Below are 22,331 nucleotides of genomic sequence, written 5' to 3' on the forward strand. Positions count from 1 at the left end.
TTTCCGTCGCCGGGCGGGCCATCTGTGACAGATACCCAACCCCGGAAAAGGCCATGATCCGCTATTCGCTGCACTGCGCCGAAGGACATGATTTTGAAAGCTGGTTCGCCTCGGCCACTGCTTTCGACGATCTGAAGGCCCGCGGGCTGGTGAGCTGTGCGCTTTGCGGTGGCAACCGGGTGGAGAAGGCACTGATGGCCCCGGCAGTCGCAGCCAAAGCGGCGGAGCCAGCGGCCCGGCCCAATCTGAAAGCGCCTGCCTCTGAAATTGAAACCGCGCTGGCGGCGCTGCGCCGCGAAGTCGAGGCAAACTCCGAATATGTCGGGATGAACTTCGTTTCCGAGGCACGGCGCATGCATGCGGGCGACAGCCCCGAACGCGCAATCCATGGCGAGGCCCGGCCTGACGAGGCGCGCAAGCTGATCGAGGAAGGCGTGCCCGTCGCGCCGCTGCCCTTCCTGCCCGTACGAAAGGCCAACTGATGCCGCATCTCCTGATCACCGGCGCCGGGCGTGGCATCGGCCGCGCGCTGGCCACCACTGCGGATGCGCGGGGCTGGCAGGTGACCGGCACGACCCGCGGCACCCCGCCCGAGACGCCTGCAATCCGCTGGGAGCGGCTGGATGTGACCGATCCGGCGTCGCAGACAGCCCTCGCCGCGCAGCTGGGTCCGCTGGATGCGGTGATCTGCAATGCAGGGGTGCTGCTGGATCGCGGGCAGCGGCTGGAGGATGGCTATGCGCCGGAGCTTTGGGCCGAAAGCTTTGCCACCAACATCACAGGCGTCTTTCTGACGGTGCAGGCCGTGCTGCCCCTGTTGCGGGCCAGTCGCGGGCGCATCGTCATCCTGTCATCGCAGATGGGCTCTACCCAGCGTGCGCCGGGCGGCAGCTATGCCTATCGGGCCTCCAAGGCGGCGGTGTTGAATCTCGGGCGCAATCTCGCCACCGATCTGGCACCCGAAGGCATTGCCGTCTCGATCCTGCATCCCGGCTGGGTGCAGACCGACATGGGCGGAAGTGGCGCCGAAATCACGCCCGAGGCCGCCGCCGAAGGCATTCTGGACCGGCTGGACGCGCTGGACGTTGCCACGACCGGCAGGTTTGAAACCTGGGACGGCCGTGCCCATCCGTTCTGACCCCGGCCGACCCGGCCCTGACGGACCGGGCCTGCCGTCAGATCAGATCTGTTTTTCCGGCAGATTGACCACCAGACCGTCCAGCGCATCGCTGACCTTCAGCTGGCAGGTCAGACGCGAGCGTACCGGATCGGGCTGCCACGCGAAATCCAGCATATCCTCTTCCATCGCGTCCTTCTTGGGCAGGCGGTCCACCCACTCCGTCGCGACATAGACGTGGCAGGTGGAACAGGCACAAGCGCCGCCACAATCGGCCTCGATCCCCGGCACGCCATTGTCGCGCGCGCCTTCCATCACCGTCAGGCCGGTCGCGACCTCGATGACATGCTGGGTTCCGTTATGCTCCACATAGGTGATCTTCGCCATTTCGCCGGGCCTTTGTTCACAGGTTGCGGCAAAGACATAGGCGAAATCGGCGCGGGCTTCCAGCCCGGCGGCGACAGGTCTTGCCCCCCTTTCGCCGCACGGATTTTGCCGTTACTCTGCCCCGGCCTGAAGGCAGAACGAGCAGCAACAGAGACCCGATGATCCGATCCCGCGCCCTCCTGCGCCCCGCGCCGGTCGCCCTTTTCCTTGCGCTGATCGCTCTGGCAGGCTGCCAGCCCGGCACCGGAACGCAGGGCCCGGCGAGCGCCGATCTGGCCGCAGACGTGATCCGCCCGCCCTCGCCCTTTGACCCGTTGCCCAAGGGTGGCCCCGGTGAATGCTGGGCCGCCGATGTCACCCCCGCCGTGTTCGAGACGGTGACCGAACAGGTGCTGGTGACCGAAGCGCAGCGCGATGCCGCCGGAAACCTGATCGCCCCGCCGGTCTACAGCAGCGAGGCGCATCAGCGTGTGGTGAAGGAACGCGAAGCGGTACATTTCCGCACCCCCTGCCCCGACCAGATGACCGTGGCTTTCGTAGCAACGCTTCAACGGGCGCTGAAAGCGCGGGGCTATTACATGGCGCCGGTCAGCGGCACGATGGATGCCGCCACAGCAGAATCGATCCGTCGCTTTCAGGAGCCGCTGGGCCTTGACAGCCCCACGCTGTCCCTGCGCGCGGCGCGGGCGCTGGGGATCGTCACAACAGATCTGGACGAGATACAATGACCCTGACCCAAAGACAGGCGGCCTACGAGGCTGAAGTGCTGCGCCGCTGGCAGGACCAGAGCGATGGCGCGCATGATCTGGGGCACCTGCGCCGGGTCTGGCGCAACTGCCAGACCATCGCACTGGCCGAGGGCGGCGCCGATACCGAGGTTCTGCTGGCAGCCGCCTTCTTTCACGATCTGGTCAATCTGCCGAAGAACCACCCCGAACGGGCACAGGCGTCGCGCCTTTCCGCACGCGCGGCGGTCGACTGGCTGGCAACACAGGGGTTTCCGGCGGAAAAACTGCCCGCTGTCGAACATGCCATCGCGGCCCACAGCTTTTCCGCCGCCATCCCACCCGAAACGACAGAGGCGCGCATCCTTCAGGATGCCGACCGGCTGGAGGCGCTGGGCGCGCTTGGGATAGCCCGGATGTTCTATGTCGCAGGTGCGATGGGCGGCGCGCTGTTCGATGCCGACGACCCTTTGGCCAGCCACCGCCCGCTGGATGACCGGGCCTTCGCGCTGGACCATATCGAGGTAAAGCTGCTGCCGCTGGTGCACGCCATGCAGACCACCGAGGGCCGCCGCATGGCCGAGGAAGGCGCCGACTGGCTCATGTCCTTCCGGTCACGCCTGCTGCGCGAGATCGGCTGAACCGGATGCAGCGGCGGTTGATCCTTGCGGCGCTTATCGTCGCCCTGCCCGGCGCCTGGGTTTATACCAAGGCCATGGCGCGCCTTGCGCCCGGTGATCCGCCGGTCATGGCTGCCCCGGCAGAACAGGCCGATCTGATCCGAGTGGACAAGGCCGACCGGAAGATGGAGCTTTGGCAGGGCGAAAGGTTGCTGCGCAGCTATGCCATCGTGCTGGGCGCGGCGGCGGATGACGGCCACAAGCGACGCGAAGGCGACGAGCGCACGCCCGAGGGCCGCTATGTCATCGACTGGCGCAACCCCCGGTCCTCGGCCTATCTGAGCCTGCACATTTCCTATCCCGACGCCAGCGACCGCGCGGCGGCCCATGCCGCAGGCCAGGCCCCCGGTGGCAATATCATGATCCACGGCCTGCCGAACGGCTGGGGCTGGCTTGCACCGCTGCACCGGCTGCGTGACTGGACCGATGGCTGCATCGGCGTCACCAATGCCGAGATGCATGAGATCTGGGCCCTGGTCCCCGATGGCACACCCATCGAGATCCGCCCCTAGCCCTGCGACAGCTGCTCTTTCGGGATTGGCCGGGAGTGGCCGGTTTCGTCGATGGCGACAAAGGTGAAGGTCGCATCGGTCACCTTGATGTTTTCGGTGTCATAGCGATGGCGGCGCCAGGCCTCGACATGGATGCGCATGGAACTGCGGCCGGTGCTTTCCAGATCGGCGTAGATCGAAACCACATCCCCCACCTTCACTGGCTTGAGGAAGGTCATCCCGTCCACCGCGATGGTGACCGACCGGCCACGGGCGATACGGGCGGCAAGGTTGCCTGCGGCAAGGTCCATCTGCGCCATCAGCCAGCCGCCAAAGATGTCACCCGCCGGGTTCGTATCGGCGGGCATGGCAATAGTGCGGATCACCGGCTCGTGGTCGGGCGGGGTTGCAGTTGTGTCTGGCATGGCGGCGGCTCCTGTTTGCAAGGCAAGAATGCCGCGATGCGGCACAGGGGGGAAGCCCCGGCTGCGCCCCGGACAAACAAAAAGGGCGGCGGGTTGCCCCGCCGCCCTTTCCTGTATTTGCGCCTCGCTTACTCGACCGACAGTGCCACGAAACGCGGGTCTCCATCGCGGCGGATCAGCAGCAGGATGGATTTGCGGCCCGCATCCTTGGCTTCCGTCAGGCGGTCTTTCAGATCCTCGATACGGCTGACCTTCTGCTGGCCAGCCTCGGTGATCAGATCGCCTTCGCGCAGGCCCTTGGTGAAGGCTTCCGACGTGCCGTCGACCTTGGTGACCACCAGGCCTTCGGTGCCGTCGGGCAGGTTCATCTGCGCCGCCAGTTCCTCGGTCACCGGCGACAGGGTCAGACCCAGAAGCTCTTGCCGGGCGGGCGCGGTGTCGCCTTTCTTGGCAGCGGTGTTTTCAACCTTCTCGGCATCTTCCCGGCGGCCCAGCGTCACGCTCAGCGTTTCGGACTTGCCTTCGCGCAGAACCAGAACCTTTACCGCCTCGCCAACCGGGGCATCGGCCACACGACGGGTCAGATCACGCACATCCCGGATTTCATTGCCCGCGAAGCTGACGATCACGTCGCCCGCCAGAATGCCGCCATCCTTGGCCGGGCCATCCGGCACATCCGTGACCAGCGCCCCCTTGGAACCCTTGGCAAGGCCCATCGCCTCGGCCACGTCCGGGGTCACGTCCTGAATGCGCACGCCCAGCCAGCCACGGCGGGTTTCACCAAACTGGCGCAGCTGATCCACGACCTTGTTGACCACATTCGACGCCATCGAGAAGCCGATGCCGATGGAGCCGCCGTTGGGCGACAGGATCGCGGTATTCACGCCGATCACCTGCCCGTCCATGTTGAACAGAGGGCCACCCGAGTTGCCTTTGTTGATGGCGGCATCGGTTTGCAGATAATCGTCATAGGTGCCGGTCAGCGCGCGGTTCCGGGCCGAAACGATGCCCGCCGAAACCGAGAAGCCCTGACCCAGCGGGTTGCCCATGGCCACCACCCAATCGCCCACGCGCATCAGATCGCTGTCACCGAAGTTGACGAAGGGCAGCGGCTTGTCGCTTTCCACTTTCAGCAGCGCGATATCGGTCTTGGGGTCGGTTCCCACCAGTTTCGCGGGCAGACGGTCCCCCGAGAAGAACTCGATCTCGATCTGGTCGGCACCTTCGATGACGTGGTTATTGGTGACGATATAACCGTCTTCGGAAATCACGAAGCCCGAACCCAGCGCCTCGGACCGGCGCGGCTCGCCGTTGGGGTTCTGGAACTGGTCGAAGAAATCCTTGAAGGGCGAGCCGTCGGGCAGTTGCGGCATGTCCTCGGTCGAGGTTTCGACCACGGCAGAAGTGGTGATGTTCACCACCGCAGGGCTGATCTGTTGCGCCAGATCGGCAAAGCTTTCGGGGGCGCCGCGCGCTTCGGCGCGCGTGATCGGCCCCATGGCCACCGCGAGGCCCAGAAGTATCGCGCCCGCCAGGCGGATCAAGCCGACGCGGGGCGGGGCCGATGCGATTTCCATGGAAATGGCTCTGGATTGCACCGCTCTCTCCTTTCGGTTGCAAGTTCCGTCCCGGAACCTGTCCGGGTATGGCGCTATAGACAACAGTAAGCCGGTTTCGACGCAATGCAAACCAAGTCGCGCCGCGTCAACTGGGTGTGAGATACTGTTTCAACCCGCCGGCTTCAGCCGGAGGAAGGCCCGAAGCCGAGGCTGCGGGCCAGCCACAGCAGCGCCACACCTGCCGCCAGCGCCGCCAGACCCGCCGTGCGGCGCTGTGATACGGTCATCGCCGCAATCAGCGCCAGAAGCTGCGGAATACGCGAAGGGGCCAGCGCAAGCACCAGCCCCTCGATCACGCAGGCAGCGCCGATCAGCCAGAGGATCAGCGCCATGCCCGTTACTGCTGCCTGCCCTGCGCATCCCGCAGGTAATCGAAGAATTCGCTGTCGGGCGTCAGCACGATCGACGAATTTCCAGATTTCAGCGCCCGCTCATAGGCAGTCAGCGAGCGGGTGAAGGCAAAGAACTCCGGGTCGCGCCCGAAAGCCTCGGCATAGATTGCGTTCCGCTTGGCATCGGCCTCACCACGGATCACCTCGGCCTGGCGTCGTGCGTCCGAAGTCACCTCGACCACACTGCGGTCAGCGGCGGCGCGTACGCGGCTTGCGGCCTCGTTACCACGCGCGATCTCGTCTGCCGCCTCACGCTGCCGTTCGGCCCGCATCCGGGCGAAGGTCGCGGCAAGGTTCTGATCCGGCAGGTCCGTGCGGGTCAGCCGCAGGTCGATCACTTCGACACCGAGGCTCTGCGCCTCGCGCTTGGCGATATCGCGGATGCGGTTCATCAGCGCTGTCCGGTCGTTCGAGGTCACGGCATTCAGCGGCACCGAGCCCAGAACCTCGCGGATCGCGGCGGAAACCACCGGGCCAAGCCGTGCCTGCGCCGCCTCGACACCACCGGGGCCGACGGCCTCGCGGAAGTCGATCAGGTTGTCGATGCGCCAGCGGGCGAAGGCATCCACAATCAGGCGACGGTTGTCGCTGAGCGTGACTTCCAGCGGCTGCGTTTGGAGACCCAGAATCCGGTCCTCATAGCTGACGACGTCCTGAATGAACGGCAGTTTGAAGCCCAGGCCCGGCTCGGTCACCTCTTGCTTGACCTGACCGAATTGCAGGATCAGCACCTGATCGCGCTCATCGACGATGAAGATCGAGGACAGGCCGGTGACGACGGCGATGAAAGCGGCGCCAAGGAAGAAGGGGGCTTTCGACATGTCAGTTGCTCCCCTGCGGCTTGGGCTGTTCGGCCGGACGGACCAGTTCGTTCAGCGGCAGATACGGCACGACGCCCGAACTGCCCTGATCCTTCTCGTCCAGAATGACCTTGTTCATGCCACCAAGAACATTTTCCATGGTTTCCAGATACATCCGCTTGCGCGTCACATCCGGCGCCTTGACATATTCCTGATAGACGGCGCCGAAGCGGCTCGCCTCGCCCTCTGCGGCGTTGGTCACCTGGGCGCGATAGGCCTCGGCGTCCTGGGTGATGCGCGCGGCTTCCCCCCGTGCACCCGCGGTCACGCGGTTGGCATAGGCATCGGCCTCTTTCTCCAGCCGGTCGCGTTCCTGCTGCGCGGCCTGCACCTCACGGAAGGCATCGCGCACCTCATCCGGCGGATCGGCGCGGTTGAAGTTCACCCGCACGACATTGATGCCGGCCTGATAGCTGTTAAGCGTGTTCTGCACCGCCTCACGCAGCTCGGCGGCAATCGGGCCACGGCCGGTGTTCAGCACCGGGATCAGTTCGGACCTGGCAATGATGTCGCGCATGGCCGAGGCCGAAACCGCGCGGATCGTATCGGCGGGGTCCGCCAGATTGAACAGATAGTCGGCCGGGTTCGACACGTTCCAGACCACCTGGAAGTCAATGTCCACGATGTTCTGGTCACGGGTCAGCATCAGCCCGCCATCCATCTCGCCGTTGCGGCCAGTGCCGATATCGGTCGTCCGTTCGCCGGTCACCTGCACCACTTCGGCGGTGACAAAGGGCCAGGGCGCGAAGTTCAGGCCGGGGTTCCCCACCGCGCTGAACTTGCCCAGAAACAGTTCAACCGAGCGTTCCTCGGGCTTCACTGTATAGAACGAGGCATAAGACCACAGGCCCGCCAGCACCAGCGCGGCCAGCGCGATGCCGGGCTTCGACAGGATCGGCCCAACGGGTGAGCCGCCATTGCCACCGCCGCCACCCGAACCGCCGGGGCGCCCACGCCCCCCCATCAGCACGCGAAGCTGTTCCTGTCCCTTTTTCACGATCTCGTCGATCTCGGGAATCTGGGGTCCATCGTTTCCGGGCCTGCGCGGCCCGCCACGCCCGTTGTCGCGGCCGTCGCGGTCGTCACCGCCTCCACCGCCGCCACCGCCCCACGGTCCTCCATTCGACATCGACTTTTCCCTAACTGTTTTCGTTTCCAGCTAACTGGTCATTCCGGCGTGAAAATCAACCCTGAATCCCCGCGGTTGAGAGCTTTGGTCGCAGACTGGCGCCCTACCCCCGGCGCACCGGATTGCGCATCGTCACCAATTCCTCGGAAATGGTCGGATGCACGGCCACGGTACGGTCGAAATCTTCCTTCGTCGCCCCCATTTTCACCGCGATGGCGGCAAGCTGGATCATCTCGCCCGCGCCGGGGCCGACGATATGGCAGCCGAGCACCTTGCGGCTGGACTGGCTGACCACCAGCTTCATCAGCACGCGGTCCTGCCGCCCTGCGAACAGCGACTGCATCGGACGAAAGCTGGCCGCATAGACCTCGACCGGCTCCTGATCGCGGGCCGCCTCTTCGGTCATCCCGACAGTGCCAAGCTCCGGCTGGGTAAAGACGGCAGAGGCGACCAGTTCGTGGTCTGCCTTGCGCGGTTTGCCCCCGAACACCGTATCCGCAAAGGCATGGCCCTCGCGGATCGCGACCGGGGTCAGGTTGATCCGGTTGGTGACATCGCCCACAGCATAGATCGAGGGCAAGGAACTCTGGCTCCAGCCATCCACCTTCACCTCGCCATTGCGACCCAGTTCGACGCCCAGAGTCTCCAGCCCCAGACCGGAGGTATTGGGTTTGCGGCCAGTGGCATAAAGCACCAGATCGAATTCGCGCTCGGTGCCATCCGTTGCCACAGCGCGGATGCCGCCATGCGTCTTCTCCAGCCGCAGCACATCAGTGCCGCAATGGATGGTGACACCTGACGCCTGCATGGCGGTTGCCACATGACCCCGCGCCTCGTCATCGAAGCCGCGCAGAATTTGCGCCCCGCGATAATACTGGCAGACATTGACGCCCAGACCGTTGAGGATGCAGGCAAACTCTGACGCAATAAAGCCGCCGCCCACCACCAGCGCCCGCTTGGGCAGCTTTTCCAGACGGAACATCTCGTTCGAGGTAACGGCCAGTTCGGCGCCGGGCACATCCGGCACGAAGGGACGCCCGCCGGTGGCGATCAGGATATGTTTCGCGGTGAGACGCTGGCCCTCGGCCAGTTCTACCGTATGCGCATCAACCACCGTGGCACGCTGGTCGAAGATTTGCACCCCCGCGCCGGTCAGGCCGCCCCGATAGGCCGCCTCCAGCCGGTTCAGCTCTGCCTCAAGCTGCACGCGGAAATGGCCCCAGTTGAAGGCGCCCGCCTCGACCTTCCAGCCATAGGCGCGGGCATCCTCGATCAGGCCCGGATATTCACTGGCATAGACCATCAGCTTCTTGGGCACGCAGCCACGAATGACACAGGTGCCGCCCATGCGATATTCTTCGGCCAGCGCGACCTTGGCCCCGCCTTCGGAGGCGGCGATCCGCGCCGCGCGCACGCCACCAGAACCGCCACCGATAACGAACAGATCGTAGTCGTATGCCATCTCAGTCGTCCGCATCGGTGAAGATGTTGTCGCTCGGCGCCAGATCAATATGGCCGTCCTCGACCTTGCCCGAGTTGATGTCACGCACCGTCACACGGCCGTCGCCATGGCCCACCACCACGATATCGCAGATGTCGATGAACAGCCCGTTTTCCACCACACCCGGGATCTGGTTCAGCACCAGCGAAAGCTGACGCGGGTTGCCGATGCGTTTCAGATGCAGGTCAACGATGTAATTCGCCTCGTCCGTCACCAGAGGCGCATCGCCATTCATGCGCAAAGTGCAGTCGCGGCTCAGCACATCAAGGCTGACCAGCGTTTCCTCGATCAGCGCCTTGGTGGTCTGCCATCCGAAGGGGATCACCTCGACCGGCAGCGGGAAGGCGCCAAGCTGCGCCACCTCTTTCGCGGCATCGGCAATGACGATCATCTGGTCGCTGGCCGTCGCCACGATCTTTTCCTGCAACAGCGCCGCGCCGCCGCCCTTGATAAGGTTCAGCTGGCTGTCGATTTCATCGGCGCCGTCAATGGTGAGATCCAGCCATTTCGCATCATCCAGCGACACAACCGGCACGCCGAGGCTGCGGGCCAGTTCGGCGGTGCGGCTGGAGGTTGGCACGCCCTTGACCTTCAGCCCCTCCTCGCGGATGCGTTCTGCCAGACAGCGCACCATCCATGCAGCGGTGGAGCCGGTGCCAAGGCCCAGCTTCATGCCCGATTCCACATAATCCACCGCGCGTTTGGCGGCGACGAACTTGGCCTTGTCGATGGGCGAAAGATCGGCGGGCATGGCAACTCCTCGGCTTTTGCTGCGCAGCCTTATAGGATGTTACCGCCCATAGTGCGAGAGGCCATCGCCGCCGCCCCGATCACGGCCCGGTCACAGGAAGTCGAAGTTATGCGGCTTCAGCTGCTCGAAACTGATGCCCTGCAGGGTCAGGCTGCTGCCCCCGACAGTGATCGTCAGATTACCCCGGCTTTCAGAGACCGCCGCCCCCAGATCCTCCAGATTGCGGAAGCGGGCAAGGCTGTCGCCACCCGCGACGTCGATCACATCCTCTTTCAGATTGAAGTTGCGGATCGTGTCGCGCCCCTTCGAGAAGATGAACAGATCCGCGCCGCCGCCGCCGTTCAGGATATCATTGCCGTCGCCGCCGTTCAGCGTATCGGCCCCGGCACCACCGAACAGGTTGTCCGCGCCACCGCCCCCGAGGATGAGATCGTCGCCATCGTCCCCGAACAGCGTATCGCGCCCGGTGCCGACCGACCTGCCGGTGGTTTCAAATTCGGCATCACCGTCGATCCGGTCGTTCCCCGCACCGCCCTCGATCTTGTCATGCCCGGCGCCGCCCAGCAGCGTATCATTGCCGCCCCCGCCGTCGATCAGGTCTTTCCTGTCGAAGCCATAAAGGCGGTTGCCCTTGGCATCGCCCACCATACGATCCGCAAAATCGGTGCCAAAGACATTCTCGATGGCTTTCAGCGTATTGGCCCCCAGCCCCTTAGCGCTGAGCGTCCCTGCACCCAGGTCAAGCCGCAGCCCGCCCGTCGCCTCCGCAGTATTGAGGTAATCCTTGCCGCTGCCGCCATCATAGCTGTCAGCCCCGTCACCCGCGACAATGCGGTCACTTCCGCCACCCGCCTTGACCACATCAGCGCCATCGCCCCCGGTCAGGCTGTCGTCGCCCGCCCCACCGATGAGCGTATCGGCCCCGGCGCCGCCTTCCAGCGTGTCATCGCCCTTTGAGCCATCAAGGCTGTCATTGTCGTCGCCACCCTCCAGCGTATCCTCGCCCTTCCCGCCCAGCAGCGTATCGTCCCCCGCGTGACCACGCAGGCGGTCATTGTCAGCCCCGCCATCCAGCCGGTCATTGCCGTCTTCGCCGTCGAGCAGATCATCGCCGGCATCGCCCGACAGATCGTCGTCATCGGCGCCGCCCCAGATCTTGTCGCCCTCGGCCCCGCCTTCCACACTGTCGGCACCAGCCCCGCCATAAAGCGCGTCCAGCCCGGCGCCACCATAGATGACGTCTGCCCCGCCAAGCCCTTCCAGCCTGTTGCGACCATCGTCCCCGGCCAGGGTGTCGTCATTATGGCTGCCCTGAACATTCTCGATTCCGCTCAGGCTGTCGGTATTGCCCCATTCATCGGTGGCGCTGCCGTCGTCCAGATCGACGTTCACCCCTGTGGCCGGACGGAAGCTCAGACCCAGCGCACGCCCTGCATTTGGCAAGACATCCATGTTATAGACGACGGTATCGACCCCGCCGCCCCCCTCGATCGTGTCATCGCCTGCACGGCCGTTGAAGGTATTTGCACGCCCGTCGCCCCGCAGCACGTCTGCGGCGGTTGAGCCATAGAGCCCCTCGATCCCGATCAGGATCGTTGTACCCCCGCCGCTCTGGCTGCCGTCCTCATAGACCTTCAGGTTGATCTCGGCCTTGCGGGCCGAAAGGTCGGCGACCACACCGTTATAATTGGTGGCGAAGCTGGCGATGTCCTGGCCCTTGCCACCGTTGATCCGGTCGTTGCCAGGCCCCGTGCCGCCGCCGGTATCGAAAAACTCTGTCACATCCTTGCGGTCAGTTCCGGTCAGGCGGTCAGCATAGATCGAGCCGATAACCGCCTCAAACCCCACGAGGCTGTGCGAAAACCGCCCGACACCCGAGGCGGTGCCCGAACCATATACATGCCCGGTAGAGGAGCTGTAATGCTCCACCTTCACCGTGCCGCCGTCAAACGTGGCCAGCCCCAGCCCGAGGTCGACAGTCACGCCTTTCGGAAACGAGGTGGTGATACGGCGTGCCATGTAATAGACCACGCCCGTGCCGGACCCGATAGACCACGAGCTGTAATCCAGCAGGTCATAACCCGACCCGCCGACGTAACTGTCATTGCCGCCGCTGGCCTGAATGGCGTCGTTGCCAGAGCCTGCATTGATGATGTCCGTGCCCGCTGGAATGATTTTCTCGGTATAGGGCCCCGTGTAATTCTCGGCGGTGAAATTGAATTCCTCGGTCTCGCCGGTGATGCCGCGCGTGATCACATCATCACCAGCACCGCCGAAGATCGTATCGTTGTCGCGGCTGTTTTCCAGCGTGTCGTTACCCGCCAGCCCTTCGATCCGGTTTGCCGTTTCCCGCCGCATGTAATCGGGATCGCTATCATAAAGATTGTCGTTGCCGGAAGTTCCCCTGATCAACACCATTGCATGCCCCCGCAGGCTGTCTGGTCAAATGACTTTGGCCCGACCCAAAATGCGATCCGGGCATCAACGACCCGAGGGTAGCGTGATTCGGAGTGGCGGCGGGACGGAAAATCCCGCCGCCTCCCCTGAACGGGGGATCAGCGGCGCACCAGACGGGCCTTGCCGTAAAGCGTGTCTGTCGCCACCTCCACGACCCGCATCATCCCGTTACCCGCCGGTTCATAGGTCAGGGTAAAGGGGAAACGGGTCTTTTCTGCCATATCCTCCGGCGAGAAACCGGCGACACGGCGGTATTCGCCCGCGCAGATCACCTTGTCGCCATTGGCTTTCGGGGCCGAAAGGCTCAGCCGGCTGGCGCGGCGCCCGTCAAACATGTTGACGCTGACGCGGCATTCCTCGCCCGCCTTCACATCGCGCAGCGTGGCGAACATCGCCGTCAGCGGATCGACAGACCCCTTCTGCGCCGCCGGGTCGATGTCATAGGGGCGCGGATTGCGCGGCGGGTTGTAGGTCTTGATGGTCGGGATACCGCTGGCCCAGGTCATCACAACCTGCGACTGGCGCCGTCCGGTATCAGCATCCTCGGTATAGGATTGCGGCTGATAGCTGCCCTTGGCGGTGATGCGGCCACGCGATTTCGCGTCATAGCGCACCTTCTTCAGCAGCGCCGCGAGGCCGGTGGTCTGCAACCGCCCCGCCACCGCATAGCCGCCACCGGGCAGGCCCTCACCGCTCCAGGTCAGGCTGCCTGCGGTAATGCCTTTCAACACGAAGTCGAACTGCGCCTGCTCAGCCCGTGCCGGGGCCGCCATCACAGCGGCGGCCATGAGCCCGGCGCACAGCGCCCGCGAAATTCCTGCTTTCACCCTACCACTCCATTCCTGCGCACGGCGCCGGGGCGGCTGCCGCCGCCAATCCGTCGCCTTCGGCACTGGAATATATCGGATCAAACGGGCATTACATCCCGACAAGCCCGTGATCGGCCCCTCCTTGCCGAGACCGGCGCCCCGACCGCCCCTGATCGCCTTCAGACGCCCGGAACAGACGATGGATGTAACAATTCTTGCCGAAGCCGTGAAATCGGGCGACCGCCGCGCCCTTGCCCGTGCCATCACACTGGTGGAAAGCGCGCGCGAGGATCACCGCGCGCAGGCCCGCGCGCTGGTGGCCGAGGTCGCCCGTGCCGGACGGCAGGCGCTGCGCATCGGGCTGTCGGGCACGCCGGGCGTCGGCAAATCGACCTTCATCGAAAGTTTCGGCTGTTTCCTGACCGCGCAAGGCTTGCGCGTCGCGGTTCTGGCGGTCGATCCGTCCTCTGCGCGCTCCGGCGGGTCGATCCTTGGAGACAAGACCCGGATGGAACGGCTGAGCCGCGATCCGATGGCCTTCATCCGCCCCTCCCCCAGCCAGACCCACCTTGGCGGCGTCGCACGCCGCACCCGCGAGGCCGTCGCCCTGTGCGAGGCCGCGGGCTATGACGTGGTGCTGATCGAAACCGTCGGCGTCGGCCAGTCCGAAACCATGGTGGCCGAGATGTGCGACCTGTTTCTTCTGCTGCTCGCCCCGGCGGGGGGCGACGAATTGCAGGGCGTCAAGCGCGGCATCATGGAAATGGCGGACCTGATCCTCGTGAACAAGGCCGATGGCGACCTGAAACCCGCCGCGATGCGCACGCAGGCCGATTACGCAGGCGCCCTGCGCCTGTTGCGCCGCCGCCCGCAGGACCCCGAGGGCTTTCCCAAGGCGCTGGCCGTCTCGGCGCTGGAGGAAAACGGGCTGGCGCAGGCCTGGAAGGAGATGCAGACCCTGACCGCATGGCGCCGCGACCATGGCCATTGGGACAGCCGCCGCGCCGCACAGGCCCGCCACTGGTTTGAAGAAGAGGTGCGTCAGGGCCTGCTTGCCCGGCTGACCCGCGAACCGATGCGCGGCGTTTTGCACGCGCTGGGTGCGCAGGTCGCCGAAGGCCGCCGCACCCCGGACGAGGCGGCGGCGGAACTGCTGGGGCAACTCGGCGCCTGATCCTGCAAGGCTGGCGTCCACAGGATTGGCACCTTAACCCGCCTAGAAGCTCGCATCCGTCAGGCTGCGGGTGGCGCGGGCCTTGGCCCCCAGCCGCTCGCGCCAGATGACATAAAGCCCCGATCCGGTGATGACCACGATCCCCGCCCAGGTCATCGCATTCGGGAAATCGCCGAACACCAGATAGCCCAGCGCCACCGCCACCACGATTTCAAAATAGTGCAGCGGCGCCAGTGTGGCCGAAGGCGCGAATTTCAGCGCATAGGTCATGCACATATGGCTGACCCCGGCCCAGAAGCCGACACCAAACAGCCAGAGCCATGCCAGCCCCTCGGGCCAGACCGGATCAAGGTCGGCGATGCCCGTCCCCTCGGCCCAGAGGATCACCGGCAGGCACAGGACGATCCCCGCCAGCGAGGTATGAAGCTGCATCGCGACCGGGTGCATCCCTGTAGACATCGCCCGCGTCACCAGCATGTAAAAGGCGAACAGAAACGCCGTACCCAGCGGATAAAGCGTGACCGCGCCGAAGGTGGCGAAGGCAGGCTGGATCACCAGCAGCGCGCCGCCAAACCCCACGACCGAGGCCGCGATACGGCGCGGCCCGACCTCATCGCCGAACAGCAAACGGCCAAGGAACAGCAGGATGAACGGCTCCACAAAGACGATGGCCAGCGCATCGGCAATCGGCATGATCGCAATGGCCGCGATGAAGCAATAGGTAGAGAGCACCAGAAACAGCGCGCGCAGCATGACCAGCCCGGCCATCCGCGCGCTCATCCGCCAGGCACTGCCAAGGGCGAGTGCGATGGGCAGCATCAGGGCTCCCTGCACGACGAAACGGGCCAGCGTCACCTGCCCCACCGGAATGGTCGCGGTCGCCAGTTTCGAGGCCACATCCAGAAGCGGCGCAAGCACACAGAAGGCGATCATCAGCAGAACGCCGGGGAGGATACGATCTTGTGTCATGGTCCCTGTCTAGCCCGGCCCGGCGGGCAGGTCCAAGCAGGAAGCGACCACCGCAGGGCTCAGGCGCGGCAAATTCGTTCCAAACGAATTTGCAAATTTCTTGCGCAAGAAATTTGCGCCCGGCCCCGGCAGCGGTGCGGGGATCAGCAGTTCGGCACGTTGACGGCCAGACCGCCCAGCGAGGTTTCCTTGTATTTTTCGTGCATGTCATGGCCGGTCTGGCGCATGGTCTCGATACAGACGTCAAGGCTGACAAGATGCTGGCCATCGCCGCGCAGCGAGAGGCTCGCGGCAGAAACCGCCTTGATCGCGCCCAGACCGTTCCGTTCGATGCAAGGCACCTGCACCAGCCCCTTCACCGGGTCGCAGGTCATGCCGAGGTGATGCTCCAGCGCGATTTCAGCCGCGTTTTCAACCTGTTCCGGCGTTCCGCCCATCACCGCGCAAAGACCTGCGGCCGCCATGGCGGCCGCACTGCCGACCTCTGCCTGACAACCGCATTCGGCGCCCGAGATACTGGCATTGTGCTTGCACAGCCCGCCGATGGCCGAAGCCGTCAGCAGGAAATCAGGGATCTTCGACACGCTCGCCCCCGGCACATGGTCGAGGTAATAGCGCAACACGGCCGGCAGCACCCCCGCCGCCCCGTTGGTCGGCGCGGTCACCACCTGGCCCCCGGCGGCATTTTCCTCGTTCACCGCCATGGCATAAAGCGACATCCAGTCATTGATCGTATGCGGCGCGGTCATGTTCAGACCGCGTTCGGCCTCCAGCGCCTCATGGATCCCCTTGGCCCGGCGGCGCACCTTCAGACCGCCGGGCAGGATGCCCTCGCCCGCCATGCCGCGGGTGATGCAGTTGTTCATCACCTCCCACAGCCGGGCGATGCCAGCCCTGATCTCGGCCTCGCTGCGGAAGCAGAGCTCGTTCTTCATCTTCATCTGCGCGATGCTGAGGCCCGACTCGCGCGCCATTTCCAGCATCTGCGCGGCGCTTTCGAACGGGTAAGGGCAGCTTGCCTTCGGTTTTGCCGCCTCGCCCGCCGTCAGTTCCGCAGCGGTCAGCACGAAGCCGCCGCCGATGGAATAATAGGTTTCCTCAAGGATCACATCGCCCTGCGCATCGGTCGCGCGCAGGATCATGCCATTGGCATGGCCGGGCAGCGAGGGGCCGTAGTCAAACACCATGTCGGTTTTCGGGTCAAAGACCAGCGTGCCAAGACCGGGAGGCGAGATGGTCCGCGTCTCATGGATTGCGGCCAGCGTGGCCTCGGCCTTGTCATGGTCGTAGCTGGCGGGTTCAAACCCGGCGAGGCCAAGAATGGTGGCACGGTCGGTCGCGTGACCGACGCCGGTGAAGGCCAGCGAGCCATGCAGCGAGGCGCGCAGCCCATGGGCATGGAACGGGCTGTCACGCAGGGTTTGCAAGAACCGCGCGGCAGCCACCATCGGCCCCATCGTATGCGAGGAGGACGGCCCGATGCCGACCTTGAACATGTCGAAAACCGAAAGGAACATCAGTCGGCCGCCCGCATACGGAGCAAAGTCATCGGTGTCATCTGCGTCTCCCTGTTCGCGCCAGCATGCCACGGCGGCAGGCAATGGCGAGCGGAAATGCGACAGGTTGCATTGCAAACCTGACGGGGTGGGGGTCAGAAGGTGTCCAGCCGGGCGAGGATCGCCCCGGCCAGAACGGGCAGCGCCCCGGGGCGGAGGCTTTCGGCCTCCACCACCTGGCGCGGCACCTCCATTCGGGCGCGGTGCTTGGCATAGCGCGGATCGTAATGATGCGCCATCAGGCTGTGGGCCAGCGCCTCATGCGCGCCGGCCGCAGCCAGTTCCTGCCAGCTTTCAACGCGCTCGGCCGCGTGCTGCGGCCGCAGCAGCGCCAGCGTGGCGGACAGCCGCGCCGGATCGGCACTCAGGTCGGCATAGGCGCGGGCCAGATAGGCGGCGCGTTCGGCGCGCGGTGCCGCGATCTCGATCCGGGGGGCTGCCACCATGGCACGCCACAGGCGCGGTGGCAGGCGGCATTGACCGACTTTGGCGCTTTCGGCCTCCACCAGCACCGGGCGCGCAGGGTCGAGCCGCGCGAGTTCCAGCGCCAGCGCGCCCTCGAAAGCCTTCTGCGAAGGCTGCCCGCCCGGCATGGCGCCGAACAGCGAGCCGCGATGCCGCGCCAGCCCTTCAAGGTCGATCACCTGCGCGCCCCGCGTCTTCAGCAGCGCCAGAAGCTCGGTCTTGGCCGACCCGGTATTGCCGTCGAGCAGCACCACCGGGCTGGCGACCGGGCGGTCATAGACCTGTTCCACCACCAGCCGCCGCCAGCTGCGATAGCCGCCCTCCACCACATCCGCCCGCCAGCCCACGCTTTTGAGGATGGTGGCGAAAGAGCCTGACCGCATGCCGCCGCGCCAGCAATAGACCAGCGGACGCCAGCCGCCAGCCTTGTCGGCCAGCGGGCCTTCCAGATGCGCCGCGGCATTGCGCGCCACCAGCGCGCCGCCGATCTTGCGCGCCCTGAACGGGCTTTCCTGCTTGTAGATCGTGCCGACGATGGCGCGCTCGGCATTGCTCAGCACCGGCAGGCTGATGGCGCCGGGGATGTGATCCTCGGCCCATTCGGCAGGCGAGCGCACGTCGATGATCGTATCGAACCCGAGCGCCGCCAGATCGGTCAGGGAAGAAAGCGTAATGGCCATGGGCGCGACACTAGGGCTGCGCGGGGCACGGCGCAACGGGGGTCAGAAACCCGTTTCCAGCCTCATCAGCAGCGCCTCCAGCATCGCTTGCCCACGTTCCATCTGTTCCACCGTAACGAACTCGTCAGGCTTGTGGCCCTGCGCCATCGAGCCGGGGCCGCAGATCACCGTCGGCACCCCCACATCGCGCGAGAACAGCCCGCCTTCGGTGCCGAAGGCCACCTTGATCGTGCCATTTGCCCCGGTCAGGCCCTTGACGAAATTCACCACCTCCGCATCGGAGGGCGTACCAAGGCCCGGATAATCCCACAGCCGCTCCACCGTTATCGCAGCTTCGGGGAATTCGGCGCGCAAAGGAGCCACGATACGTTCGGCGCCTGCGCGCAAGTCGGCGATCAGGGTTTCGGGGTCGTCGCCCGCAAGGCTGCGGATTTCGAAATCCAGCGTGGCGCGGTTGGGCACGATATTGACCTGCACGCCGCCCTGCATCTTGCCGACATGGAGCGTGGTATAAGGCACGTCATAATCGCCGTCGCGCAACCCGCTGGCCGCAACGCGGGCCTGAAGTGCGCGCACCTCACCCAGAAAATCTGCCGCCAGATGCAGGGCATTCAGCGCCAGCGGTGCCAGCGCCGAATGCCCCTCGCGCCCCGTGCAGGTCGCGCGCAATGCCACCTTGCCCTTGTGGCCGGTGGCCACCTGCATCGCCGTCGGCTCGCCCACGATGCAGAAACGTGGCTTCACCGGCGCCTGCGCCAGCATTTCGACCAGAGACCGCACGCCCATGCAGCCGATTTCCTCGTCATAGGAGAGCGCCAGATGCAGCGGCACCTTCAGGGGACGTTGCGCCGCTTTCAGCATCGCCTCGATGGCCAGCGCGCAGAAACCCTTCATATCCGCGGCGCCCCGACCGTAGAAGCGGCCGTCCTCCTCGGTCAGGTGAAAAGGCGGCTTGGTCCAGGTCTGCCCGTCCACCGGCACGACATCCGTGTGCCCCGAGAGCATCACGCCGCCCATGCCCGCAGGCCCGACCGTGGCAAAGAGGTTGGCCTTGCCGCCGCCCGCGTCGGGGATCAGCGTCGCCTCGATCCCCGCGCCCGCCAGCAGATCGCGCACATAATGCATCAGCGCGATATTCGGCTTGGCGCTTGTGGTGTCGAATTCCATCAGCCGGGCAAAGATGTCGCGCATCGCGGGTTCCCTTTCATTTGTGTGCACAAATAACCGTCCCGGAGACGCGGCGAAAGCCCGGATCGGCGAAGCGCCGCTTCGGGCTTTTCTTCGCCGGGGCTTGCTGGCAGTGTCGCGCAGGTCGCTTTCCCGAGGTTCCGATGCGCCTGTTCCTTGCCCCTGCCCTGCTGAGCCTTCTGGCCACACCCGCCGCCGCCGATGCGGTGGCCCAGATGGTGACCGCTTACCGGCTGTTCGATCTGGGCGAGGCGGCGCAGGATGGCCTCAGCCAGATCGCGGCAGCGCGGCTGGCCGCGGGGGTCGAGATGCAGGTGGTTGATCGCAAGCCGGAGACCACGGGCGGCAAGGATGGCGGCACTGACAGCCGCCCGGCGCCGCGCGATCCGGCCGCACTGATGGAACTCGCCCGTGTCGCGGTCGAGGCGGACGAAACACTGGCCATCCTGTTGCAGGAAACCGCCGCGATGGCGGACCTGCTCCCCAAGGTCACGCTGCGACAAAGCGCGGCCATGCTGCGGACGGGCGAGGTGCACAGCTATCGCCTGCCGCTGGATGGCGGCACCCCGACCGAGATCGGGGTGATCGGCGACGGTGACAGTCGCCTGTTGCTGGAGATCGGCACAGAGGCGGGGCCGCTGTGCCTGCAAAGCGGCATATCCGCCACATGTGCGGTCAGCCTGCCCGAAAGCGGGTTTGTCACCGTGACCCTGCGCAACCTCGGCGAAGGGGTGAGCGGCTACTGGCTGTTGACCGAATAGACCCCACCCCTGCCGGATCAGATCACTTCGCTGACAAGAACGGTGCGTTTCTCGGCCACCGATTTCAGCGCCGCATCGGCCAGCGCCAGCGCGATCAACCCATCCTCGCCGGTGGGCACCGCTGCCGTGCCGCTGGCCAGAGCCTGGATGAAGGCCGCAATTTCCGCTGCATAGGCCTCGGTATAGCGGGTCATGAAGAAATCATGCAGCGGCGGGCGGATATAACCCCGGCCATTCGCCAGTTCGATGGAAACCGGCCGCTGGTTTTCGGCTGAAACCATGCCGTCCGAGCCATGCACCTCGATCCGCTGGTCATAGCCATAGGTCGCACGGCGCGAGTTGGAGATCATCGCCTGCCTGCCGCTTGCGGTTTTCAGCAGCACCTGCACCGAATCATAATCCCCTGCCGCGCCAATCGCCGGATCGACCAGCACGGCGGCGGTGGCCGCGACCTCGGTCACCTCCTCTCCCAGAAGGAAACGCGCCATGTCGAAATCATGGATTGTCATGTCACGGAAGATGCCGCCCGAGCGTTTGATATAATCGACAGGCGGGGCGCCGGGGTCGCGGCTGGTGATCACCACCATTTCAACCGCGCCAATCGCGCCCGCGTCGATCTGCGCCCGGACAGCGCGGAAATGGGGATCGAAACGACGGTTGAAGCCAACCATCAGTCGGCCGTTATGCTGACGCACCACCTCAAGGCATTGTTTCACGCGCCCGAGGCTCAGATCGACGGGTTTTTCGCAGAACACTGCCTTCCCGGCTTTCACAAAACGCTCGATCAGATCGGCATGGGTGTCGGTGGGGGTGCAGATCACCACCGCGTCGATATCCCCGGCCTGTTCAATGGCGTCGATGCTGCGCACCTCACAGCCGTATTGATCCGCAATGGCCTGCGCCGCCCCGGGCATCGCATCAGCCACGGCAACAAGCCGCGCCTGCGGATCGCCGGTCACGGCCTTCGCATGGACCTTGCCGATGCGACCTGCGCCCAAAAGTCCGAATTTGACAGTCATCTGGTCCTCATACTGGCTGACGGAAGGCCCTGACCTGCCGCCTGTGTTCGATTTATATCAGCCTCGCGCGGCTCAGTCTCCGGTCCTCAGCACCCGTGCGGGTCGCACGCCCAGGGGCCGCAGCGCAAAGGCAAGCCCCGCGAGCAACGTCAGGCCCACGCCCCCGGCCACGATGGCCAGCGCCGACCACGGCTCGAAGGTGAAGGGCGCATCCATCACAAAACGCATCACCGCCCAGCCCGCGACACCGCCCGCGAAGATGGCGACCAGACCCGCCGCCGCCCCGGTCAGCCCGGCGCGCAAAGCAAAGCTGAGAAGGATGCGCCCGCGCGTGGCGCCCAGCACCTTGAGCACCGCCGCCTCGTAAACCCGCGCGCGTTCGCCTGCCGCCGCCGCGCCGATCAGCACGACAAAGCCGGTGGCCAGCACCGCCGCCGCCGCCCATGCAGTGGCAGTGGCGATGGCATCCAGCGCCTCGGTGACACGGGCGATGGCATCCCGCACCCGGATCGCGGTGATATTCGGCCATGTGCCCGCCAGATCGCGCAGGATGCGCGCCTCGTCCTGCGGCGGGGTGTAGATCGTGGCAATATGGGTATGCGGCGCCCCCGCCAGCGCGCCGGGGTTCATCGTCATCACAAACCCCATGCCTCCGGTGGCGAAATCCACCGCGCGCAGGCTGGTGACGGTGGCAGTGATGTCGCGGCCCAGCACGTTGACGGTGATGCTGTCGCCCAGTTTCAGTCCGATCTCGGCGGCCTCCTCAGCCGAAAAGCTGATCTGCGGCGGCCCGTCATAGCCCTTGGGCCACCACTCACCCGCAACGACCTTGGTACCCTCGGGCGGGGTTTCGGCATAGGTCAGCCCACGGTCGCCGCGCACCACCCAGTGATCACCCGCAACTTCTTTCGCCGGGCGGCCGTTGATCTGTGTGATCACGCCCCGCAGCATCGGTGCGCTTTCAACGCGGCTGATGGCCGGATCGCTGTTCACACGATCAAGAAACGGGCCGATCTGGTCGGGCTGGATGTCCACGAAGAAATAGGCTGGCGCGCGGGTCGGCAGGTCGCGGTCGATGGCGGCGCGCAGATTTGCGTCGATCTGCCCTACGGCGGCCAGCACCGAAAGGCCAAGGCCCAGCGACAACACCACCGGCAGCGCCTCGCCGCGCGGGGC

The 22,331-nt window shown here is 65.4% G+C and carries 23 protein-coding genes; 7 read left to right on the forward strand and 16 right to left on the reverse strand.

Translation table 11 applies throughout. The features are described from left to right. Positions 1-53: 53 nt before the first annotated feature. Positions 54-482: a DUF1178 family protein gene (locus tag AO684_RS08195; RefSeq protein WP_054302258.1), complete on the forward strand. Its 429-nt coding sequence runs from the start codon at positions 54-56 to the stop codon at positions 480-482. Then, complete coding sequence (locus AO684_RS08200; RefSeq protein ID WP_054302259.1) at positions 482-1,138, forward strand: SDR family NAD(P)-dependent oxidoreductase; 657 nt, start codon at positions 482-484, stop codon at positions 1,136-1,138. Before AO684_RS08195 ends, AO684_RS08200 begins: the two co-directional genes overlap by 1 nt. 42 nt (positions 1,139-1,180) lie before the next feature. On the opposite strand, the gene AO684_RS08205 is transcribed toward AO684_RS08200, so the two are convergent. Beyond that, positions 1,181-1,504: a 2Fe-2S iron-sulfur cluster-binding protein gene (locus AO684_RS08205; protein WP_054302260.1), complete on the reverse strand. Its 324-nt coding sequence runs from the start codon at positions 1,502-1,504 to the stop codon at positions 1,181-1,183. A gap of 158 nt (positions 1,505-1,662) precedes the next feature. Here AO684_RS08205 and AO684_RS08210 point away from each other — a divergent pair, with 158 nt between their 5' ends. Genes AO684_RS08210 through AO684_RS08220 form a run of 3 tightly spaced genes read left to right on the forward strand, consistent with a single transcriptional unit; the run spans position 1,663 to position 3,421 of the window. Next, positions 1,663-2,232, forward strand: coding sequence for a peptidoglycan-binding protein (locus AO684_RS08210; RefSeq protein ID WP_054302261.1), 570 nt, complete (start codon positions 1,663-1,665; stop codon positions 2,230-2,232). Beyond that, on the forward strand, positions 2,229-2,870 hold the full coding sequence (locus AO684_RS08215) for an HD domain-containing protein (RefSeq protein ID WP_054302262.1): 642 nt from the start codon (positions 2,229-2,231) through the stop codon (positions 2,868-2,870). Before AO684_RS08210 ends, AO684_RS08215 begins: the two co-directional genes overlap by 4 nt. A 5-nt stretch (positions 2,871-2,875) precedes the next feature. Beyond that, positions 2,876-3,421 carry a murein L,D-transpeptidase family protein gene (locus tag AO684_RS08220; protein ID WP_054302263.1) on the forward strand — a complete coding sequence of 182 codons (546 nt, stop codon included), beginning with the start codon at positions 2,876-2,878 and terminating at the stop codon, positions 3,419-3,421. On the opposite strand, the gene AO684_RS08225 is transcribed toward AO684_RS08220, so the two are convergent. The 9 genes from AO684_RS08225 to AO684_RS08265 all read right to left on the reverse strand — a co-directional run bounded on the left by AO684_RS08225 (position 3,418) and on the right by AO684_RS08265 (position 13,361). After that, entirely contained in the window at positions 3,418-3,825 is a 408-nt protein-coding gene (locus AO684_RS08225; protein ID WP_054302264.1) for an acyl-CoA thioesterase, read from the reverse strand. The genes AO684_RS08220 and AO684_RS08225 overlap by 4 nt on opposite strands. A 128-nt stretch (positions 3,826-3,953) precedes the next feature. Further along, positions 3,954-5,423 carry a DegQ family serine endoprotease gene (locus AO684_RS08230; RefSeq protein ID WP_054302265.1) on the reverse strand — a complete coding sequence of 490 codons (1,470 nt, stop codon included), beginning with the start codon at positions 5,421-5,423 and terminating at the stop codon, positions 3,954-3,956. A gap of 143 nt (positions 5,424-5,566) precedes the next feature. After that, entirely contained in the window at positions 5,567-5,776 is a 210-nt protein-coding gene (locus tag AO684_RS08235) for a DUF2065 family protein (protein ID WP_054302266.1), read from the reverse strand. Between the two features lie 5 nt (positions 5,777-5,781). Then, positions 5,782-6,657, reverse strand: coding sequence for a protease modulator HflC (gene hflC, locus AO684_RS08240; RefSeq protein ID WP_054302267.1), 876 nt, complete (start codon positions 6,655-6,657; stop codon positions 5,782-5,784). A 1-nt stretch (position 6,658) separates the two neighbouring features. Beyond that, a complete protein-coding gene (hflK, locus tag AO684_RS08245; protein WP_054302268.1) occupies positions 6,659-7,825 on the reverse strand; it encodes an FtsH protease activity modulator HflK in 1,167 nt (388 codons plus the stop codon). 103 nt (positions 7,826-7,928) lie between these two features. Further along, a complete protein-coding gene (gene gor / locus AO684_RS08250) occupies positions 7,929-9,287 on the reverse strand; it encodes a glutathione-disulfide reductase (protein ID WP_054302269.1) in 1,359 nt (452 codons plus the stop codon). A 1-nt stretch (position 9,288) separates the two neighbouring features. After that, positions 9,289-10,077, reverse strand: a complete 789-nt coding sequence (gene rpiA, locus AO684_RS08255; protein ID WP_054302270.1) for a ribose-5-phosphate isomerase RpiA — start codon at positions 10,075-10,077, stop codon at positions 9,289-9,291. Positions 10,078-10,167: 90 nt separating this feature from the next. Further along, positions 10,168-12,495, reverse strand: coding sequence for a calcium-binding protein (locus tag AO684_RS08260; protein ID WP_054302271.1), 2,328 nt, complete (start codon positions 12,493-12,495; stop codon positions 10,168-10,170). Between the two features lie 137 nt (positions 12,496-12,632). After that, positions 12,633-13,361 (reverse strand): DUF3108 domain-containing protein, encoded by a 729-nt coding sequence (locus AO684_RS08265; RefSeq protein WP_235451248.1) that lies wholly within the window; start codon positions 13,359-13,361, stop codon positions 12,633-12,635. A 181-nt stretch (positions 13,362-13,542) separates the two neighbouring features. Between AO684_RS08265 and meaB the strand changes: the two genes are divergently transcribed. Next, positions 13,543-14,517 (forward strand): methylmalonyl Co-A mutase-associated GTPase MeaB, encoded by a 975-nt coding sequence (meaB, locus tag AO684_RS08270; RefSeq protein WP_054302273.1) that lies wholly within the window; start codon positions 13,543-13,545, stop codon positions 14,515-14,517. 42 nt (positions 14,518-14,559) lie between these two features. Here meaB and AO684_RS08275 read toward each other — a convergent pair whose 3' ends face one another. From AO684_RS08275 to argE, 4 genes are all read right to left on the reverse strand, one after another. Continuing rightward, positions 14,560-15,486: a DMT family transporter gene (locus tag AO684_RS08275; protein WP_054302274.1), complete on the reverse strand. Its 927-nt coding sequence runs from the start codon at positions 15,484-15,486 to the stop codon at positions 14,560-14,562. 143 nt (positions 15,487-15,629) lie between these two features. Continuing rightward, positions 15,630-17,003 (reverse strand): L-serine ammonia-lyase, encoded by a 1,374-nt coding sequence (locus AO684_RS08280; RefSeq protein ID WP_054302275.1) that lies wholly within the window; start codon positions 17,001-17,003, stop codon positions 15,630-15,632. A gap of 134 nt (positions 17,004-17,137) precedes the next feature. After that, positions 17,138-18,187: a tRNA 2-selenouridine(34) synthase MnmH gene (gene mnmH, locus AO684_RS08285; RefSeq protein WP_054302276.1), complete on the reverse strand. Its 1,050-nt coding sequence runs from the start codon at positions 18,185-18,187 to the stop codon at positions 17,138-17,140. 42 nt (positions 18,188-18,229) lie between these two features. Further along, entirely contained in the window at positions 18,230-19,564 is a 1,335-nt protein-coding gene (gene argE, locus AO684_RS08290; RefSeq protein ID WP_369814582.1) for an acetylornithine deacetylase, read from the reverse strand. On the opposite strand from argE, the gene AO684_RS08295 reads away from it, so the two are divergent. Further along, a complete protein-coding gene (locus AO684_RS08295; RefSeq protein ID WP_054302278.1) occupies positions 19,519-20,136 on the forward strand; it encodes a hypothetical protein in 618 nt (205 codons plus the stop codon). The two genes, argE and AO684_RS08295, sit on opposite strands and share 46 nt — an antisense overlap. A 17-nt stretch (positions 20,137-20,153) precedes the next feature. Here AO684_RS08295 and iolG read toward each other — a convergent pair whose 3' ends face one another. Together iolG and AO684_RS08305 are read right to left on the reverse strand one after the other, a co-directional pair. Further along, positions 20,154-21,155, reverse strand: coding sequence for an inositol 2-dehydrogenase (gene iolG, locus AO684_RS08300; protein ID WP_054302279.1), 1,002 nt, complete (start codon positions 21,153-21,155; stop codon positions 20,154-20,156). Between the two features lie 72 nt (positions 21,156-21,227). Continuing rightward, positions 21,228-22,331: FtsX-like permease family protein (locus AO684_RS08305; RefSeq protein WP_152968382.1), on the reverse strand; the 1,104-nt coding region annotated here is incomplete at its 5' end.

The sequence above is a fragment of the Gemmobacter sp. LW-1 genome, from assembly GCF_001303875.1.
Lineage (GTDB): Bacteria > Pseudomonadota > Alphaproteobacteria > Rhodobacterales > Rhodobacteraceae > Gemmobacter > Gemmobacter caeni.